This window comes from Photorhabdus aballayi, assembly GCF_026153155.1.
Lineage (GTDB): Bacteria > Pseudomonadota > Gammaproteobacteria > Enterobacterales > Enterobacteriaceae > Photorhabdus > Photorhabdus luminescens.
Genome location: NZ_JAPFCD010000006.1, coordinates 70,540 through 90,853, shown reverse-complemented (window position 1 = coordinate 90,853; position 20,314 = coordinate 70,540). Strand labels below are relative to the sequence as shown.

Sequence of the window (20,314 nt, the reverse complement as noted above, 5' to 3'; positions counted from 1 at the left end):
GTTGAATAAAATAATTTTATTATGTTGCTATCCGCGCTGACGCCACAGGCTAATCAGGTTGTGATAGTTGGTTTTTATTTTCTGGATCAAACGGTTATCATCAATTTCATTTTTTAGCCATTTTAGGGATGGTTGACCAAAGAGGGTTCTTCCGACAGCAAAACCTTTGACGATAGATTTGCCGGCTGCGGCATTAAAGCCCATTTCTAGTTCTTCTTGTGAAGCATCAAGGCCAAGAATAACGACGCCACGGCAATAAGGGTCCCGCTGTTGGATTAGAGAGTTAATGCTGTCCCAGCTTTCAGAACTGAGAGGTGGGAGTTTCCACCAATCCGGTTTAATTCCAAGGTTATAAAAGCGTCTAAGCGCACGGATATAGAACTCATCTGAGTGTTTCATTTCCGCAGGTAGGATCACTTCCAGTAAAAGTTCGTGACCAGATTTACAACATGCGGCATAAATTTCCCGAATTTTTTTCTCTTGTTCCAGTCGGAGCGGGTGAGCATCTTCTGGATGGAAAAACACCAGACATTTGACAATGTGTTCCAGTGGCCAGTCAATAAGTTGAGAACCTATGTTGCCATGTTCCAGACTAAGTGGGCGAGAGCCAGGTAGCTCAATTGGGCGGCCTATCCACCAGCCTTGACCGGTGATTTCGTTTAAAACATCCTGACCAAACGTGCTGTCACATAACAGGCCTATTTTTCCTTGTAACCCTGCTTCTGTAGTAACTTCCTGGCTGGCGCGCAATAGAAGGTGTTTTAATGATGAAATACGCTTGATACTGGCATTGGCTTGTCGGGCTAATTCAATAAATTGAATACGATGATCAAATGCCATTACGCACAGTTCGTCCCATTGATTTTTACGGGCGCTGATACGGTGGAGGTGATTAAGTGTTTCATCTAAATCAGGGCGTAATATTTGATTAGCGCGTGATAGATAGTTGTCAAGCTCGGTTTTATCCGGCATTGCCGGTGCGCACCCATGACGAGAAACGACTAATGCGCCACAAGCATTCGCGTAGGTGCAGGCTTTTTCCCAACCTTCGTTATTAAGATAGCCGCGTAACAGGCCGGACATAAAAGCATCCCCTGCGCCGAGTACATTAAGCACATCGACACGAATGCCCTGTATGGTCATGCTATCATCCAGATAATTAGGGATTTCAGCGGTAAAAACAGAGCACCCCAGTGATCCTCGTTTGCAAACCAATGCAGCAGATGTGAGTTTACGAATGTTGCGTAGTGCTTCGATAGTATCTGTGGAACCACCGGCAATGTGGAACTCTTCTTCTGTGCCGACAATCAGGTCAAATAGTGATAATACTTCCTGTAATTGAGCTGTTACCTGTTCCGATGCGATATAACGTGATTCGCCATCTCCCAGAGAAGTTAACCCCCAAAGTACCGGGCGATAATCAATATCTATGACCGTTTTCACACGGTTACGGCGGGCGTAGTTGAGGGCCGTCAGCACGGCATCGCGAGTGTTAGGATGAGAAAGATGTGTTCCGGTGATTGCTAAACAACGGGCTGATGCAATGTATTCTTCACTGAAATCATCACGGGTAATTGCCATATCGGCGCAGTTATCACGATAGAAGATCAGAGGAAACGTGGTTTTATTTTTGATTCCTAGCAGCACCAGTGCCGTAAGGCGTTCTTTATCAATGGTTAGATGGCTGGTATCACAGCCAACACTTTGCAACTCTTCCCTAAGGAAACGTCCCATATGTTCATCACCGACTCTGGCTAGCATGGAGGATTTAAGCCCCTGGCGAGCGGTACCATAGGCAACATTACCGGAAGAACCCCCAAGATATTTGGCGAAACTTCCCATATCTTCCAGACGTGCTCCGATTTGTTGGCCGTAAAGGTCAACGGCGATTCGTCCCATGCAGATGACATCAAATTCTTTTTGCTGCTCCATTAGACAATTCCTTATTAAGTACAACATCAAGTGTTGCTGTGCTGAGCTCCGATAGTGGAGCGTTGATAAGAAAAATTAATTGATTTCAGTGACATTCACCCAACGTTGCTCTTGATAAGAACGAGCGATGGCATCCAGAATACGTGAGACTTTCCAGCCTTCGGTGAAATCCGGCCATATCTCTTTATTGTTGGCGATGCCATTGATCAAATCTCTGATTTCCACTGTTTTTTGATCATTGAAGCCGATGCCGTGACCTGCACCGTGACAGAATGGCGCATAGTCAGGATGTTCCGGTCCAATAAGAATAGTTTTAAAGCCTTGGCGGTTCGTCGGTTCATCGTGCCGGTAAAGTTTTAGTTCGGCCATTCTTTCTTGTGTGAAGCTCAAAGCACCTTTTGTTCCTGTAATGGTGTAGTTCAAACCCATTTTGCGGCCGCAGGCAATACGGGAGGTTTCAATCATACCCATTGCTCCGCCGTCGAAACGCACCATAGCATGTGCTTGATCTTCGTTTTCTACCGCAACCATAGTGCTAGAGCCGGTTTTTTCCGGACGTTGTTTGATGACAGTGGTCATGTCTGCGCAAACAGTTTGAATATCTCCAACCAGGTATTGCGCCATATTGATGATATGAGCAGCAAGATCGCCTAATGCGCCTAATCCAGCTTTATCTTTAAAACAGTGCCAGTGAATAGGGGTGAATGGATCGGCCATATAATCTTCGTTGTGAGTGCCGTAGAAGTGAATGATTTCACCAATTTCACCATTTGAAATGATCTCTTTAGCCAGTTGTGCGGTAGGGTTTTTCATATAGTTAAAACCGACTAATGTTTTTACCCCGGCTTTTTTGGCGGCTTCGGCCATTAATTGCGCATCAGTTGAGTTTAGTGCGAGCGGCTTTTCGCAATAAACGTGCTTACCGTGTTTGATCGCTTCGAGAGCCATTTCTTTATGAAGGAAATTTGGCGAGCAGATATCAACAACATGAATATCGGGATCTGATACTAATTTGCGCCAATTATCAGTAAAGCGTCGGAAACCTAATTGTTCAGACCGTTTTGCGGCGAGTTCAGCAGAAACTTCCGCTACCATTTCACAAACTAGTTTGCCTGCCAGAGGGAAAACAGTGGGCGCTTGTGCGTAAGCAATGGCATGGGTGCGTCCGATGTAACCAGTACCGATTAGGCCGATACGAATCTCTTCCATATAGCGGTTTCTCCAAATAGAAGCGGATAAGTCGTTTATTGTTGCAGTCAATTCTTTCGTGTTTGCCAGTTAGCCTTGGTTGTTGTCGTATATCTTTTATAGGAAACATTTGTTTCATTTTCAACTTAAATGAAAATATTAATTTCAAGTTGTGATCTGATAAGGGTTTTTTAGCTAATATCGCGTTATATAGGGTTAATTTGCTAATGAGTTAGGTACCATTCAGAGGTAAGAGCAGGAAAAATGGAATATTAGAATTTTTGTTTCATTTATGGTTTGGTATATATGGAGCGTGTGTTGGTTAACAGAAGGAGTCGCTATATCCAGGATTTCCTCTTTCGAATATGAGGTGCAGGGAAATCCTGGTAGTCGGTTATTCTGATAATAATGTTGGAGTAATAAAGTCAGTGAGTTATCTTTATTCAGTTTTTTGGGGCGTACTATTTATCACAAACTTCCTGAATAATGTTTTACCTATCTGGTATAGCGCATAAGATAGTATTAATGCAGCAAACAGGTAATAAGTAATCATGATTACCTTGGGAACATTATGTGCGAGAAATATGTACATAGAGATTGAGCACAATGTAATTAACCATGCCACTGGTTTTACCATAGACCAAGGTGTAATATTTACCTGTTTGGTATAAATATCTTCGAATGGTTTAGTTGGAAAAAAATAACCAATAACCAGCATAAAAATAATATTGAGAACAAATAAAATGCCAACCAGATGAAAAAAGTGCAGGTTAATTTTTAAAATGAAATTACAGATAATATAGGCAGACATACCGAATAATAGGCCAAGTTTAGCGGCAATAGGCGGCACTCGTTTAGTCATCAGGCTGACTAATACCACGCTGAGAATTGGTGCGTTAAAAATCCCCTGTAATTGTTGAATGAGATAGAACAGACCATCCGGTGCATTAGCGACTAATGGTGCGACGATCATAGTGATTAACGCTAACCCGATTCCCAGATATTTACCCATCGCGACGGTTTGAATTTCGGTGGCATTCTGGTTAATTCGTTGTTTGTAAATATTAACGATAAACAATGTCACAGATGAATTAAGTCCTCCGCTGAATGTGGAAAATACTGCTCCTACAACTACAGCGGCAAAGAAACCAACCAAGACTTCCGGCAGAATTAAGTGTACTAATTCTGGATAGGCGTTATCTGGATTATCTATTTGTCCTTTGAATATATGGAAAGCAATAATGCCCGGCAGAATAATAATAGATGGCATGATGAGTTTAAGTAAAGCGCACAACATGACCCCTTTTTGTCCTTCGGCGAGATTTTTTGCGCCAAGGGCTTTCTGAACAATGGATTGATTGGTACACCAGAAAAACATATTGGAAACAATTAGGCCGGTAAATAGCGTGGAGAAAGGAACCAGCGAATCTTCGCTGCCGATGGAGTTAAATTTATCAGGATTAGATTGATAAACTTCAACTAATCCTTGCCAGGCATTGCCATTGCCAACATAGAGTAGAGCAAAAATGGTTACCATTAATCCGCCAACGATTAAGCCAACGCCGTTAATAGCATCCGCGGCGGCAATGGCTTTAATACCACCAAAGATAGCATAGACAGCACCTAATCCACCAACGCCCCAAACCATAACCCATAGCGCTGTAGTTTTATTAATACTGAATACATTGGAAACCTGGAATAGACTTTCTAATGCAATTGCACCGGTATACAGCACAATGGGGAGTAGTGAAATGATATACATAGCCAGGAAAAGAATTGAAGTAATAAGCAGCGTATTTTTATCAAATCGGCGTTCAAGATATTCCGGGATGGTTGAAATACCAAGCTTAAGATATTTAGGCAGGAAATAAACAGCAAATAAAACGATGGTCACAGCGGCTATCACTTCCCAAGCCATAACGATAAATCCGGTTCGGAATGCTAATCCATTTAAACCGATTAAATGTTCCGTGGACAGGTTCATTAGCAACATAGAGCTACCAATATAAACACCTGTGAGAGATCGTCCGCCAAGAAAATAGCCTTCAGTAGATTCTGTCAGACGAGCATTATGGGTTTTGTAATAAGCGAATCCAGCCACTAATAGGGTAAAACCAATAAATGAGAGAAAAGCTAACATACTATCCTCCAAGCCTGATTGACTGTTTTCAGGCAGCAATATGCTGACGGGAAAGCGGTCTTTCCCGTTTTTAGGGTGAAAATAAATGTGAGTCAGTTATTCAGAGATGTGGACTTGTTTTATAATTTGATTTCTTTACCTGAATATAGGGATTCGAGAGCTTTATCGGCCAGATAAAGTGCCTGTTCGCCATCAGCGCCGCTACATTCTGGTGTGGCACGACCAGCCATGACATCAACAAAATGGTCCCATTCAGCAATGTAGGCTTCCCGGTAACGTTGCAGGAAAAAATGCTCTGGCTTGGCTGTTAAACAACCGCTGTTTTCCCAGAGCTCAACACTGTTTTCTTTAATGTTACCAGCGCTAAGCAGCCCTTTTTCACCATGTAATTCAATCCGTTGGTCATAGCCATACCCGGAACGGCGACTGTTGGTAATGGTTGCTATTGCCCCTGATGGGAATTTCATAACGATAAAGGCGGTATCGATATCACCGGCTTGCCCAATTGCTGGATCAACCAGATTACTACCTTGAGCGTAGATCGAGCAGGGTTCCTCGCCAATAATAAAGCGTGCCATATCGAAGTCGTGTATGGTCATATCCCGGAACATACCGCCTGAAACTTTGACATATTCAGCAGAAGGAGGAGAGGGATCACGGGAAATAATCAGCAGAGATTCGGCTTTTCCTATCGTGCCGGCGTCAAATAGTGTTTTTACTCGGCGGAATTGCGGATCGTAACGACGATTAAAGCCAACAAATAAGGGAACCTGATGCTGTTTAACAGTTTCAAGGCACTGACGAACACGTTCAATATCAAGATGAACCGGTTTTTCACAGAAGATTTTTTTATGATGTTTTGCTGCGAGTTCGATCAGGTCTGCATGAGTATCTGTTGCAGAGGCGATAAGAACACCATCTATTTCAGGGTCAGACATTGCCTGTTCAATAGTTTGTCTTTTTGTTTGGTATTTCTGTATTAAAATTTCAGCACTTTTCTGATGTGGATCGACAACGGAATAAAGAGAAGTTTCTTTATGATGAGAGATGTTCCCTGCGTGTACTTGTCCAATTCGTCCGGCGCCAAATAATGCAATGTTGAACATGGGTGCTCCTTGATACCTAAGTATCTGCTTATGAGATACTTTAAAATATATCAAATAAAACATTTATTTCAATTTGTTAATTTTTAGAAATTATATTTTTGAGTGCGGCGTAGCATTTTGTTAATAACAATATTAAATTTGTGTTAATTAGATCACGTAAAGTAAGGTTGCTGCTGGATGGATTGGGATATTTGTCTTTTAAAAACAAATTATAATAGGTATTTAGCCAAATGTTACTACGTCTGGTCATAGAGATTGGGGAAAGAAAAAAGTCATTTATTTTTGGAATAAAAATTCCAAAAATAGCATTAAAAGTGATTAAGGAGGGGAAAATGGCCTGCTATCTTACAGGCCATCACTTTTTAATATTGGCGTACTTTGGTTGCAACCATCTCCTTTATTTTGTTTGCGGCAGATTCTATCGCTGGATTTTTTGCTACCTGTGCCGTCCCTACACGCCACCATGATTCATAATCATGCGTCATCGTTTTAGGCAGCACTTTGATATCTATGAGTACCGGTATGGTCTGTTTTTGGGCTTCCTGTAACGCATGAAGCAGTTGTTGCTCATCATGGACTCGGTAACCTTTGCAGCCGTAGCTTTCTGCATTTTTGGCGAAGTCGACTTTAATCAATTTGCCATCCATATTGCCGCTTTCTGGGTTACGGTAACGATTTTCTGTTCCGAAACTGCCCATCCCTTGGCTCATTTGTAGATTATTGATACAGCCAAATCCTGCGTTATCAAACAGTAACACGGTGATTTTGATATTTTCCTGTATTGCGGTTTGCAGCTCTGAATGAAGCATCATATAAGCGCCATCACCAACTATGGCATAAACCGGTTGGTTGGGACAGGCTAGTTTAGCGCCAATAGCAGCGGCTATCTCATAGCCCATACAGGAATAGCCATACTCAAGATGATAGGTATCCGGCTGTTTGGGTTGCCATAATCGCTGTAAATCGCCAGGAAGGGAACCCGATGCGCCAACAATAATCGCTTCGGGCTCAAGATATTTGTCTAATAATCCCAATACTCTGGTTTGTGCCAGGCGGGTTTGTAATGTCTGGCTGTACTCTTCCAATTTATCATCAAGATGGCAGGGAATTTCTGGTGTGAAATCCGCCTGATACTCAATTTCGAACAGACGATTTAACTCTTTTCGCCATGTTTCCCGCGCCTGATGAATCTCATCTTGATAACCACTGCGATAATGCAATTGAGTAAGCTGCTTTGCAATAGCATTTAATCCCTCACGGGCGTCTGCTACAACGGGGACAGCATCCAGTTTATAAGCGTCGAATTCCGCTACGTTGATAGTAAGAAATTCAACTTCTGGATGCTGAAATAGCGATTTGGATGCAGTGGTGAAATCAGTAAACCGGGTGCCAACGCCAATAATCAAATCGGCTTCTTTGGCTATTAGGTTGGCAGCAAGACAGCCTGTTGTGCCTAAACCGCCACAATTAAGGGGATGGTCGGCAATTACGACGCTTTTACCTGCTTGTGTTTCAGCAAAAGGAATATTGAAGTGTTCTGCGAATTGACGAAAAGCGTTATGTGCTTCTGAATAGCGCACTCCGCCACCGCAGATGAGCAAGGGTTTTTTCTTGCGATTTATGAGCTCCACGGCATCGTTAATCATGGCGGCAGAAGCGGGGCGGCGTTCAATGCGGTGAATGCGTTTTTGGAAGAAGTAGTCAGGAAAATCCCAAATCTCGCCTTGAACATCTTGTGGCAAACAGATTGTGACGGCGCCGGTATCAGCGGGATCGGTTAGAACTCGCATCGCATTAATCATAGCGCTCATGATTTGCTCTGGTCTGGAGATACGATCCCAGTAACGAGAAACAGGACGGAAACAGTCATTGGTGCTGATAGTATAGTCATGGAACTGTTCAACTTGCTGTAAAACCGGGTCAGGTTGACGGCAGGCGAAGAGATCGCCGGGTAGTAACAACAGAGGAATACGATTAGCGGTGGCAGTTGCCGCAGCGGTGACCATATTGGCGGAGCCTGGGCCAACGGATGATGTGACGGCGAAAATCTGTTTGCGCTTTTTCTGTTTAGCAAAGCCTGTGGCGATATGGGCCATGCCTTGCTCGTTGCATCCTTGGTAAACGGTCAAGTGACCGGGATCTTGCTCCAGTGCTTGCCCTAATCCGACAACATTACCGTGACCGAAGATGGTAAAAATTCCTCTGATGAATGGGTATTGTTCACCGTCTACTTCCACATATTGTTGGTTTAGGAATTTCACCAATGCTTGAGCTGTTGTCATTGTTGATTTGTTCATGTTACAGAACTCCATTTTATTCCATTGTGGGCATCACAAAGCTGCTGGAATGATGTTCTAACCTGATACTTGCCGGCCAGCGGCTGGTAACGGTTTTCATGCGGGTGTAGAAGCGAACGCCATCATTACCGTGAACGTTAAGTGGACCAAAAATTGAGCGTTTCCAGCCGCCGAAGCTGTGGAAGGCCATTGGTACCGGAATGGGGATATTGATGCCTACCATACCCGTTTGTACATCTTCGCTAAACTGGCGAGCGGTTTCTCCGTCGCGGGTGAATATCGCGGTACCATTACCATATTGATGGCAGTTAATTAATGTCAGCGCGGTGGCATAATCGGGTACACGGACAATTGACAGAACGGGGCCGAAGATCTCTTCTTGATAGATTTTCATATCTGGCGTGACATTATCGAATAGGGTCGGGCCAATAAAATAGCCATTTTCATAACCCGGAACTTTGAGTTGACGACCATCAATTAACAGGCTAGCCTCCTGTTTTTCGCCACTGTCGATGTAATCACAGATTTTAGCTTGGTGTTGGGCAGAGATAACGGGGCCCATATCGTTTTCTTTAGTTGCGACAATACCGGGACCGACAGATATTTTGCTGATCTGTTGACGTAATTTTTCAATTAACGCATCCGCCGTTTCATCTCCAACCGCCAGTACAACAGACAGTGCCATGCAACGTTCGCCGGCTGCGCCAAATGCCGCACCTGCAATAGCGCTGCTAGCCATATCAAGGTCGGCATCTGGCATCAGAATACAGTGATTTTTTGCGCCACCGAGAGCCTGACAGCGTTTCCCATGAGCCGAGGCGGTAGTGTAGATATATTCAGCGACAGGTGTCGAACCGACAAAGCTGACAGCTTGCACGCGTGGATCAGTGAGCAGTATATCGACGGCTTCTTTATCGCCGTTGACAACATTAAATACGCCATCGGGTAAACCAGATTGTTTAAGCAGCAATGCTAATTCAATCGCGAGAGAGGGATCTTTTTCTGAAGGCTTCAATACGAAAGTATTCCCTGTCGCTAATGCGATAGGAAACATCCACATAGGCACCATTGCCGGGAAGTTGAAAGGGGTAATGCCGACACAAACGCCTAAAGGCTGCATTAATGAATGGCTATCTATGCCTGTTCCGGTATTAGCGGAATGTTCACCTTTTTGTAGATGAGGAATGCCACAGGCAAACTCAACCACTTCCAGACCGCGGGTTAATTCGCCGATGGCATCTGAATAGATTTTTCCATGTTCTTCTGAAATTAATCGCGCCAGTTTGTCTGTATTGGCTTCCAGTAATGCCTTGAACTGGAACATGACACGAGCGCGTTTAAGTGGCGATACTTGAGACCATCCGTTGTAAGCCTGGTGAGCGGCTGTAATTGCCTGTTCAACTTCATGGGCTGTACTTAGTGTTACCTGACGTATCTGTTTTCCCGTAGCTGGATTAAAAACTGGAGAAAAACGGGTGCTATGACTCGGTACGAGTTGCCCATTAATATAATTCTGTACTTGTTCCATTCTGCGCCTCTTTTGCGGATTTGACGTTTGTACTGAATCAGAAACTTTGATAATAGATATATGAAATATATGTTTCTTTTTCAATATGATTTGGAATGAAAGGCAATTAGTGTGATCGGAGTAAAGTTTTTATGAATTACCGATAATTAGGTGACTAATTAGATGTTAATCAATATGATGATAATAATAAGTCATTACAATGAATGGATTATGTATTTCATTTTTAACTATAAAAATGAAATATGATTCAGCTTATACGGTAAAACGATTACAATTGCTGGCGATAAATTTTATGGGGGATTTATGTCTGTCGCATCGAATCTGAATGAATTTCAAGAACAAGTCCGTTCACGCTATAGTGAATTGAGTAAACGCCTGCAACAAGTAGCCCGATATGTGCTGGATAATACCAATAGTGTCGCTTTTGATACTGTTGCTGTGATTGCCAAAGAAGCTGATGTTCCTCCATCAACATTAATTCGTTTCGCCAATGCGTTTGATTTCAGTGGTTTTAATGAAATGAAACAGCTATTTCGCATGCATATGGTGGAAGAAACCGCCAGTTATACAGACCGAGCCAGGTTATTTAGGGAATTGGATGGCGACCAGGAGCCACCAGAAGACCCTCAACATATTTTGCAGGAATTTGCTCGTTCAAATGTGCAGGCTATGCAACAGCTAGCTGCCAGGACGGCCCCCGAAGATTTAAGGAACGCAGTAGACTTATTGGCTCAGGCTAAGAATATTTACATTATTGGGCTGCGCCGCTCTTTTAGTGTGGCGGCTTATCTTTCTTATGCATTGAATCACTTGGAATGTCGTCCTTTACTTGTGGATGGTTTGGGGGGAATGTTCAGGGAACAGATTAATTTAATTGGGGAAGAAGATGTTGTCGTTTCAATCAGTTTTACCCCTTATGCAGAAGAAACCCTGATGGTCAGTGAACGGGCGGCGAAAGCCGGGGCAAAACAGATCGTGATTACGGATAGCCAGATTAGCCCGCTTGCCAGTTTTAGTGATGTTTGTTTTGTGGTTAAAGAAGCACAGGTGGATGCATTCCGTTCTCAGTCCGCCACTTTGTGTCTGGTGCAATCTTTGGCGGTTGCGCTGGCTTATCGACAAGGTAACCCGATTTAATTGCGAGAGTAACGCCTTGTATTCCCGGTAAACATCTAACGACTATTGACCCGCGAATCACTGCGGGTTAATGCTTTATCAGATCAGTAGAAAGACCATAATTTCAATAGAATGTAAACCTGATATTGATAACTGGCTTATTAGACATAAATGTTGTTGATTCTTATTGGTGATAATTATTTAATAATTATTCGGAGTTATGGTTTTGAAAAGGGATCAATATGATGAGTAAAGGATCGCGTTATATTTTTGCTATTTTATCTGCAATTTCTTTCCAGGCATTTGCCTCAAATTTTGACTACAAAAGTGATATTCCGGCTGATAATAAGCCATCTGCGGAATATTTAAAGAAGCGAGAAAATCTTAAACCTAAGCATTGGGATGTGGATAAGCTTATTACGGATAATAACGTGGTGGAGAAGAGGGAGCTGGTAAGGCAGGCAAAAGAAGATGAACTTAATTGGAAGAGCGAAGAGTTTAATCATTGGATCTATGATAAAACCTGTCGAGATCTTGAACGCGCTGCCCGCATTGAAAAGAACGGAGGAATGACCAGAAATAATTTTTTCGATCGAGAGTAATCATGGTTCAGAGCGACTCAGTGGTGAGTTGAATGATTCGTCGGAAAAAATAGGCAGTTTGTCGACAATTATTGACATTCTTTCGAAAGAATTTCCTCCATTAGCATGTAAGTATAATGACTTCGCACTAAAGGAGATGAATATATGGAACAGATCGAATGGACTGACTTTGAAAAAGTCGATATGCGGGTTGGCACAATTATTTCAGTAGAATTGAATCCTAAAGCCAGCAAACCTGCCTATAAATTACAAATTGATCTTGGCGAGTTGGGTGTTAAAAGTTCAAGCGCTCAGATAACTGTGCATTACACACCTGAACAATTAATGGGTCGTCAAATTCTTTGCGTGTGTAATTTTCCACCAAAACGGATCGCTGGTGTTAAATCGGAGGTGTTGTTAACCGGCAGTATGGATGAAAATGGTGCGGTGGTGATCGCAGAATTTACTCTTCCTGTCCCGAATGGTCATAAGTTATTGTAAACCACGCTATTTTGTTGTCGAATAAATGGCGTGTATTTTAATCAACGACAATAAATATGGCTCTTCAATTACCTTCATTACATTTACGCCGGTATTCTGCTGAAACTATTAGCCATAGCCACCAGGGGTTATGGCAGTTCGTTTTTGGTTATAACGGACAACTTGAGTTAAACGTAGAAGGGCAACAAAGTACCGTTAGTTTTGGAAATGTTGTTATGATTCCACCGGATGCGAAACACAGCTTTTTCGCTGGTGGTGAAAATCAGCAATTGGTGCTGGAGTTGCCTTCGGCACTGTTTAATCCATTACATAGTGATGCTTTCTGGCAACCATTACCTGATTCTGCCCTTGCTCTTATTAAATGGTTGAATGATTACCCGCAGCCACCCGCTAATCACGCTGATGCTGCCCGTTTGTTGCTCGCTCAGCTACCACAAGTAGGTTCGTCTTCAACGTTGATAGTCAAATTACATCAGGGGCTTGTTGGGCGTTTGCATGAGAAAGTGACGGTGATGGATATGGCGGATATTTGCTCAGTATCTGCCAGTACCTTGCGTCGTAAACTTTTTATTGCAACAGGGATGAGTCCAATGACTTATTTGAAAACGTGCCGGATGGAATTTGCCTATAATCTGCTGGCTTACAGTGATAGAACTTTGGCTGACATTGCTTTTCTGTCGGGTTATGCCTCCCAGTCAGCTTTTACCTTTGCATTTAGTCAACATTATGGCTGTACTCCAGCTAGGTTGCGTAAAGCCAAATGATGTTTTCAGCATTTTATGACTTGATGCACAACATGATTGTGCGTAATATACAAACAACGAGGATGTTATGGCTGTTGAATTCAGGGATAGATGGCTAGAAAGATTTTATGAACAAGATTTACCGCACAAATGCATACCTGCATCTTTACAACGTGCGTTATACAGAAAACTACAAATTCTGGATGCTTCGGTTAAAGAGGTTGATTTAAGAATCCCTCCCGGAAATCATTTTGAATACTTGAATGGTTATTTAAGGGGATGGTGCTCAATAAGAGTAAATAAGCAATATAGGCTTATTTTTCAATGGATTGATGGGATTGCGGTTGATACATATCTGGAGCCTCATAACTATTAAACTGAGGGAAATAAATGATGAGGAATACAAAACGTCGCCCTGCAACAGTCGGTGAAATATTGGTGAGTGAGTTTCTGATGCCTTTGGATATCGAAATTAATGTGCTTGCGGAAGCTATGGGTGTTCACCGCAATACATTAAGTAGAATTGTGCATGATAAAGGTTCTCTGACCGTTCCTATGGCGATTAAATTGGCAGCGGCATTGGGGAATACCGCAGAGTTTTGGCTTAATATTCAACATGCAGTTGAACTATGGGACGTGCGTAATCATGCGTATCAAGCGGAATCACTGAATGTAAAACAGATAGTTAAGTCATCAGTTACAGCGGCAATGCACTAATGTGTGTGTTTTCAAGGACACCAAGTTTGTGCGTTGAGATACGTAAAGCCATCTTATGATGAGACGGCTTTACGTGAGTGATAAATATTATTGAGCTTTCGCTTCTGACTTATCAGCATTATTAAGCAAGCGGCGAATGGGAACAATTAACACCATCAATACGACGGCACAAATAACCAGAGCTAAAGATACACGGGAGAACAGATCAGGTAGGTTGTCCAGTTGGTCAGCGCGCACATGTCCACCAATCAAGCCGGCAGCGAGATTACCTAAAGCACTTGCACAAAACCACAAGCCCATGACCTGACCACGCATTCGAGATGGGGCCAGTAGCGTCATTGTTGCGAGACCAATGGGGCTAAGGCACAGTTCACCGAGTGTCAGCAACAGAATACTTGCGACCAGCCAGAGTGGCGAAACGGTTTCACCTGTTGCGAGTACATTCTGTGCTGCCAGGATCATCAAACCAAAACCACCGGCACCGAACAGAATACCAATAATGAATTTACTGATACTGCTTGGATTGATACTACTTTTGGCCAATGCGGGCCAGAGCCAACTGAATACAGGGGCCAGTAGGACAATGAATAATGCGTTGATTGACTGGAACCATACTGTCGGGATCTCAAATCCCATGACTAAGCGGTTAGTATAATCATTAGCAAATAGGTTAAATGAAGTTGGTTTCTGCTCGAATGCAGACCAAAAGAAGGCAGCAGATACCAGCAGAATAAAACAAACCAGTAGGCGGGAACGGTCACTACTACTCAAACCGGCAAACAGGAACAGATAGACAAAGTAAAGTGTTACGCAAGATGAGATTATATAAACCATCGTGCTAGCTACAGCCACTGGATTAAATGGAATAATACCGAGGACAAGCAGGGTAATAATCGCAATCATAGCGATAATAGTGGTAAAAACCCATTTGCCGACATTTTTACGTTTGACCGTAGGGCGATCCCAATTTGAATCCAATCCACCCTCTTTGTCATAACGGCGCATCAGGGGAACAGCGTAAAAACGGAAGATCAGTAGGGCAACCAACATCCCTAGCCCACCAATACCAAAACCCCAATGCCAACCATAGTCTTGAATGAGTAAGCCGGTAATTAATGGAGAGATAAAGGAGCCTAGGTTAATTCCCATATAAAATAGAGAGAAACCGCCATCACGGCGTGGATCATCTTTTTTATACAGTGTGCCGACCATCACGGTGATACAGGTTTTAAACAGTCCAGTTCCTAATACGATCAGTAGTAAACCGATAAAAAACAGATGATGACTAAAGAAAGCCGAAAGAGCGATAGACAGGTGGCCTAACGCAATAATGATTGAGCCATACCAGACTGCTTGGCGTTGGCCTAACCAGTTATCTGCCAGCCAACCACCGGGTAGTGCGGTCAGATAAACACTACCTGCAAAGATACCGACAATGGCAGCGGCCTGCTCACGAGGAATACCCATACCACCATCATAGATGGTTGCAGCCATGAATAAGATCAGCAGTGGACGAATGCCGTAGTAAGAGAAACGTTCCCACATTTCTGTGAAGAACAAAGAACTTAATGGGTAAGGATGCCCAAAGAAAGTTCTGGTTTTTGTATTGTTAATGGAGGATTGCATCTAAGTTTTCCTATAAGACTACACCCTAGGAGTGTAGTGTGTGTGACAAATAAAGCTTTTAAAAAGCTCTTTTAAATTTAGGTTTAGAGCAAACAAAAAAGCCACGTTTTTATTAAATAATGTCCTGTCTTGTTAATATATTTTTAACATATTTTTCGGTCAATTTTATTAACAGGTAGGATATCTCTTACTTTATATTCTATTTTTCATAGCAAAATCCGACATAAATCTCATTTCTCATAATTAATAGGTTAAAATGAGGATAAGACCTATTGACTTACTTCTATACCTAATAGATTTCGAGTTGCAGCGCGGCGGCAAGTGAACGAATCCCCAGGAGCATAGATAACTATGTGACTGGGGTGAGTGAAAGCAGCCAACAAAGCAGCAGCTTGAAAGATGAAGGGTATATTTATATTCGATGTCTTTTTATGAAAAAATATTTTAGAATAATAAATTAAGTCATAACTATAATATATAAGACATATTTTCAACGGATAAATATTAACGGTGATAGTGAAAGGTAAAGAAAATAAAGTAATCTGATTATCAACTTAGTATTTGTTATCAACTTAATATATATTAGCGGATTTTAGATGATTCCTTGTTTTTTATATAAAAATTGGAAAGTAATTAGATTAAGAAATATAACATCAGCATTGAAATGAGATAGTCAATTATTGAAAGATACGAAAGTGATTATGGCTGTTTCCTGGATGAAGAAACAGCCGTTAATAAATTTAATGGACTTTATCAGCTTGTCCGTACAGAGAAGGCATCCCCTTAGGTCGGGTTTTAAAGCGACGATGTAACCACATATATTGATCAGGTGCTTGTAAAATTTCCTGTTCAACAACTTTATTCATGAAAGCAGCCGCTTTCACTTCATCATCTTTTGGAAATCCTGTTACTGCCGGTTGAATAATCAGTTCATAACCTTTTCCATCAGGCAGACGACGGGGGGTGAATGGGATCATTGCCGGATCGGCGAGGCGCACAAGTATTGAAGTGCCGGTGGTGGTTGCAGCATGTTCAACAGCAAATAGCGGTGCAAATACGCTTTTTCGTGGGCCGTAATCATGATCGGGAGCGTACCAGACAACTTCGCCGTTTTTCAGACAGCGGATCATTCCCTTGACATCTTTTCTATCCAGCATGGACTTGTTGGAGCGCAATCGTCCCCATGTTTGTAGCCAATCCATAACCGGATTATCGTTCGGTCTGTAGACGCCAATGCCGGGATTGAGCAAACCGAGAATACGGGCGCCGAGTTCTAATGTCAGGAAGTGGATGCCAATAACAATAATCCCTTGCCCAGTAGTTTGAATTTTCTGAATGTTTTCTCGCCCAGTCACTTTAAACCAGTGTTCTATCCGCCAGTCAGGCCAAAACCAGGCCATACCCGTTTCAAATATTCCCATTCCGACAGATTCGAAGTTTTTTATTAATAGTGCATTGCGTTTCTCCTGTGACATATCAGGAAAACATAGTTCAAGATTTCTTTCGGCAACTTTGGCTCGTTTTTTCAGAAAGCGCATAGAAAATCTGCCCAGACGAGTGCCTATCCAGTAAATAATGGGATAGGGGAGCAGAACCAGTAAGTAAAGCAGACTGATGCCAAACCAGGTAGGCCAATAACGGGGATGAAGCAGTGAACGTTGAAAAGAAGGTGCTTGTATCATGGATTCTCAGGTTTTTATAGTTCCAATAAGATGGACAAAACAATTCCTCTATTGTGACATTTTTTAACGGGATATCGAAGTTTTCAAACATGAAATGTTTATGATCTCAATTTTGGTCGATAGTGGGGTGCTTATTTATTATCCCGTTTTGCCGTTGATGAAAGAATGGTAGCTCATAATTCACTGATAAATAAAAATTAAAATAGTTTTACAGAGCTATTTACAATTCATGTAGATAATATTACTGTTTATATGAACAGTATTGTTTGTGGAGGGAAAAGTTATGCATGTAGAAGTCACCATCGATAAATCTAAAAAACTGCCGAAAGGTGCTGTCCCTGCGCTTGCTGAGGAACTGGATAACCGTCTTAGACGTCGATGGCCTGATATTAAAACCAATGTGAAGTTGGCAAGTCATGATGGGCTATCTGTTCGTGGCGGCACTCCTGATGACAGGAAAGCCGTTGAAGAGATTCTACAGGAGACATGGGAAAGCGCTGATGATTGGTTCCAGCTCTGATAAGGATTAATAAGCTACTGTCAGTTAAATCTGCTGGTTATCGGCTATTTGATTTATTTATCCTATTGCCTGTGTGTAAAGAGCTGTATGCTCAACTAATGGGAGGGGCCTCTCCCGTTTTATGACTGATTTCCTATCGCTGCGTTACAAATGACTACTCGTTGAAAATCATTTTCGTTATCATATTACGCTTGATAGCGGAGGCTATCACTTATACATCCATATTTTATGACTTGAAATTCAGGAAAGTACACCATGCCAGTGTTACACAACCGCATTTCTAATAAAGAGCTGAAAGCGCGTATGTTGGCGGAGACCCAACCTCGTACTACCATCTCTTTTTACAAATATTTTAACATCTTAGATCCTTTGGCTTTTCGTAACAGCTTGTATCAACAATTTACTGACCTCTCAGTATTTGGCCGGGTTTATATTGCTAAAGAAGGGATCAATGCTCAGATAAGTTTACCAACTCATAATTTGGCAGCATTTAAGGCTTTGTTGTATAGCGTTGATCCTGCATTAGATAATTTAAGGCTGAATATTGCCCTAGATGATGATGGGAAATCTTTCTGGGTTTTGCGTATGAAAGTACGTGACCGCGTAGTGGCTGATGGGATTGAAGATGGAGCTTTTGATCCATCAAAAACCGGTGAATATCTTAAAGCAGCTCAGGTCAACCAGATGCTGGATGATCCTGATACGCTATTTGTCGATATGCGCAATCACTATGAATATGAAGTCGGGCATTTTGAAAATGCAATTGAAATTCCTTCTGATACATTCCGTGAACAACTGCCAATGGCTGTGGAAATGTTGCAGGATAATAAGGATAAAAATATTGTAATGTATTGCACCGGTGGTATTCGCTGTGAAAAAGCCAGTGCTTATATGTTGCACAATGGTTTTAAAAACGTCTATCACGTAGAGGGCGGTATTATTGAATATGCTCGTAAAGCGAAGGAACAGGGATTACCGGTACGTTTTATTGGTAAAAACTTTGTTTTTGATGAGCGGATGGGAGAGCGTATTTCAGATGAGGTGATTGCTCACTGCCATCAATGTGGTGCGTCTTGCGACAGTCATACTAATTGTAAGAATGAAGGTTGCCACTTGTTATTTATTCAGTGCCAAGAGTGTGCGACTAAATTTGAAGGTTGTTGCAGCGAAGTGTGTAAAGAAGAAGTAAGGCTACCAGAAACAGAGCAGCGTGCTCGCCGTGCCGGTCGTGAAAATGGAGCAAAAATATTTAATAAATCCCGGCACCGTCTACAGGATGAATTGAGCAGTACTTCACTACAGTCTGTTGAATAACATGATTAATCGCTGGCACAGAGATCAATGTGCCAGTTTATTTGATTTATACCCGTCATCTTTCAAGTCGCCTCTTATGTTGGCTGTACTCAATCACCCCGGTTACAGAGTTCTCTATGCTCCCGGGGATTCGCTCCCTTGCCGTCGCGATGCATCTTGAAATCCATAGGGTATAGTTAATAGGATACTTTAATAGAGGTATTTAAATACATTGTAAATAAAGCAGAGTTCAATTCTATTACGCACATTTATTTTTTCAGTAATGTGTCTTTTATGGGAATAGACTGTGCTATTACTGATTTTTAGCTTTTGTGATATCTTGTAATTAGGGATTTCTTGCATCCAGTAATCGATAACTTTATGCTCTTGAGGACTGAAAATAGAACAACATTGGTCGACTGTTGCTTTATGTCTCTGAATTTCCTGCAATGTAGTTGTGCTAATCTTATTAAGCAGATAGGTAAGATTTCTCTTTGCCAGAATAAAGGCACTATCCTTCAGTGTAATATAATGGTCACAATAAGGATAGGCGCTATTAAGGTATATATATATACGCGTGTTATCTATAAGCGTAATGAATTTCTGTAAGTCGGAACAGTAACTAGCGTGATGACAATAATGTGTCAAATTAGCTAGAACGATATCAGGAGAGAAATGAGTTACAATATTTATAGCCTCATTAATTGAAGGCGAATCAACGACTTCAAGGTTCTCAGCATTATCGTTTTTCTTTAAAAACTCGCTGATACCTGAACGGGTATAATAGCACTCTTCAACAATTAAGATTTTCATTATTGTACATCCCTGTTCCTGTTTGGCCAAACTCACAATAAACGCCCCATCTATTAGTAGTCAACTCGGCAATTGTGATGGTTAAGTTAACTTAATCCGAAATTATTATATAGTGATATGGTATTTCAGACAAAATCTTTGAGATGAATTGATGTGTCTCCTAGCCGGACACCCATTTATACGGGTGTCCGGGTTTAAGATTATTAATGTTTCGTATGGTTTAGATCGCTGTATTCTGAAGATTCGATCTTTTCAATTCCTGCCTGGAGGATGTATATCAATTGCTTTGCAATGTCAGTTGTCAACCATAAGGTTCGATCTACCATGACATGTTCTGGTGTTTGATCTTGGGAGGACAAATAGTGAAGGCGTAGCATCATTGCATCATATGTATCAACGGTACTGACATCCCAACCTACTACAGGATGCGTTTGAATAACTTCATCTTTACTGCCCATAAAACCTCCTAATCAGATCACTGCATTATTTATTAATATCATTGACTAAGAGCAAACTGCCTCATTCTTGAAT

Annotated in this window: 18 protein-coding genes; 8 read left to right on the top strand and 10 right to left on the bottom strand. The window is 41.9% G+C overall.

Going from position 1 to position 20,314, the window contains the following annotated elements; all coding sequences use genetic code 11:
• Positions 1-27: 27 nt before the first annotated feature.
• The 6 genes from OO184_RS05290 to OO184_RS05265 form a co-directional block, all read right to left on the bottom strand.
• Positions 28-1,932 (bottom strand): bifunctional 5-dehydro-2-deoxygluconokinase/5-dehydro-2-deoxyphosphogluconate aldolase, encoded by a 1,905-nt coding sequence (locus tag OO184_RS05290; RefSeq protein WP_265378280.1) that lies wholly within the window; start codon positions 1,930-1,932, stop codon positions 28-30.
• 75 nt (positions 1,933-2,007) lie between these two features.
• Positions 2,008-3,141 (bottom strand): Gfo/Idh/MocA family protein, encoded by a 1,134-nt coding sequence (locus tag OO184_RS05285; RefSeq protein ID WP_265378279.1) that lies wholly within the window; start codon positions 3,139-3,141, stop codon positions 2,008-2,010.
• Between the two features lie 418 nt (positions 3,142-3,559).
• Positions 3,560-5,260 (bottom strand): solute:sodium symporter family transporter, encoded by a 1,701-nt coding sequence (locus OO184_RS05280; protein ID WP_265378278.1) that lies wholly within the window; start codon positions 5,258-5,260, stop codon positions 3,560-3,562.
• Positions 5,261-5,379: 119 nt separating this feature from the next.
• The gene (gene iolG / locus OO184_RS05275) at positions 5,380-6,366 is read right to left on the bottom strand and encodes an inositol 2-dehydrogenase (RefSeq protein ID WP_265378277.1); all 987 of its coding nucleotides are present in this window, start codon (positions 6,364-6,366) and stop codon (positions 5,380-5,382) included.
• Between the two features lie 362 nt (positions 6,367-6,728).
• Positions 6,729-8,663 (bottom strand): 3D-(3,5/4)-trihydroxycyclohexane-1,2-dione acylhydrolase (decyclizing), encoded by a 1,935-nt coding sequence (iolD, locus tag OO184_RS05270; protein ID WP_265378276.1) that lies wholly within the window; start codon positions 8,661-8,663, stop codon positions 6,729-6,731.
• Positions 8,664-8,679: 16 nt separating this feature from the next.
• A complete protein-coding gene (locus OO184_RS05265; protein ID WP_265378275.1) occupies positions 8,680-10,191 on the bottom strand; it encodes a CoA-acylating methylmalonate-semialdehyde dehydrogenase in 1,512 nt (503 codons plus the stop codon).
• A gap of 303 nt (positions 10,192-10,494) precedes the next feature.
• On the opposite strand from OO184_RS05265, the gene OO184_RS05260 reads away from it, so the two are divergent.
• From OO184_RS05260 to OO184_RS05235, 6 genes are all read left to right on the top strand, one after another.
• Positions 10,495-11,328 carry a MurR/RpiR family transcriptional regulator gene (locus OO184_RS05260; RefSeq protein WP_265378274.1) on the top strand — a complete coding sequence of 278 codons (834 nt, stop codon included), beginning with the start codon at positions 10,495-10,497 and terminating at the stop codon, positions 11,326-11,328.
• A 221-nt stretch (positions 11,329-11,549) separates the two neighbouring features.
• Positions 11,550-11,909 (top strand): hypothetical protein, encoded by a 360-nt coding sequence (locus OO184_RS05255; protein ID WP_265378273.1) that lies wholly within the window; start codon positions 11,550-11,552, stop codon positions 11,907-11,909.
• Between the two features lie 144 nt (positions 11,910-12,053).
• Positions 12,054-12,389, top strand: coding sequence for a tRNA-binding protein (locus tag OO184_RS05250; protein ID WP_265378272.1), 336 nt, complete (start codon positions 12,054-12,056; stop codon positions 12,387-12,389).
• Positions 12,390-12,445: 56 nt separating this feature from the next.
• On the top strand, positions 12,446-13,153 hold the full coding sequence (locus OO184_RS05245) for a helix-turn-helix domain-containing protein (RefSeq protein ID WP_265378271.1): 708 nt from the start codon (positions 12,446-12,448) through the stop codon (positions 13,151-13,153).
• Between the two features lie 67 nt (positions 13,154-13,220).
• Positions 13,221-13,508 carry a type II toxin-antitoxin system RelE/ParE family toxin gene (locus OO184_RS05240; protein WP_265378270.1) on the top strand — a complete coding sequence of 96 codons (288 nt, stop codon included), beginning with the start codon at positions 13,221-13,223 and terminating at the stop codon, positions 13,506-13,508.
• Positions 13,509-13,522: 14 nt separating this feature from the next.
• Positions 13,523-13,849, top strand: coding sequence for a HigA family addiction module antitoxin (locus OO184_RS05235; protein ID WP_265378269.1), 327 nt, complete (start codon positions 13,523-13,525; stop codon positions 13,847-13,849).
• 87 nt (positions 13,850-13,936) lie between these two features.
• Here the strand turns inward: OO184_RS05235 and OO184_RS05230 are convergent, their stop codons facing one another.
• Complete coding sequence (locus OO184_RS05230; protein ID WP_265378268.1) at positions 13,937-15,475, bottom strand: peptide MFS transporter; 1,539 nt, start codon at positions 15,473-15,475, stop codon at positions 13,937-13,939.
• Between the two features lie 740 nt (positions 15,476-16,215).
• The gene (locus OO184_RS05225; RefSeq protein WP_265378267.1) at positions 16,216-17,157 is read right to left on the bottom strand and encodes a Kdo(2)-lipid IV(A) acyltransferase; all 942 of its coding nucleotides are present in this window, start codon (positions 17,155-17,157) and stop codon (positions 16,216-16,218) included.
• Positions 17,158-17,440: 283 nt separating this feature from the next.
• Here OO184_RS05225 and OO184_RS05220 point away from each other — a divergent pair, with 283 nt between their 5' ends.
• A complete protein-coding gene (locus OO184_RS05220) occupies positions 17,441-17,677 on the top strand; it encodes a DinI family protein (RefSeq protein ID WP_265378266.1) in 237 nt (78 codons plus the stop codon).
• A gap of 255 nt (positions 17,678-17,932) precedes the next feature.
• The gene (trhO, locus tag OO184_RS05215; protein ID WP_265378265.1) at positions 17,933-18,991 is read left to right on the top strand and encodes an oxygen-dependent tRNA uridine(34) hydroxylase TrhO; all 1,059 of its coding nucleotides are present in this window, start codon (positions 17,933-17,935) and stop codon (positions 18,989-18,991) included.
• A 189-nt stretch (positions 18,992-19,180) separates the two neighbouring features.
• Here the strand turns inward: trhO and OO184_RS05210 are convergent, their stop codons facing one another.
• Positions 19,181-19,783 (bottom strand): response regulator transcription factor, encoded by a 603-nt coding sequence (locus tag OO184_RS05210; RefSeq protein ID WP_265378344.1) that lies wholly within the window; start codon positions 19,781-19,783, stop codon positions 19,181-19,183.
• Between the two features lie 203 nt (positions 19,784-19,986).
• Positions 19,987-20,241: a biofilm formation regulator BssS gene (gene bssS / locus OO184_RS05205; RefSeq protein WP_036775794.1), complete on the bottom strand. Its 255-nt coding sequence runs from the start codon at positions 20,239-20,241 to the stop codon at positions 19,987-19,989.
• Positions 20,242-20,314: the final 73 nt, after the last annotated feature.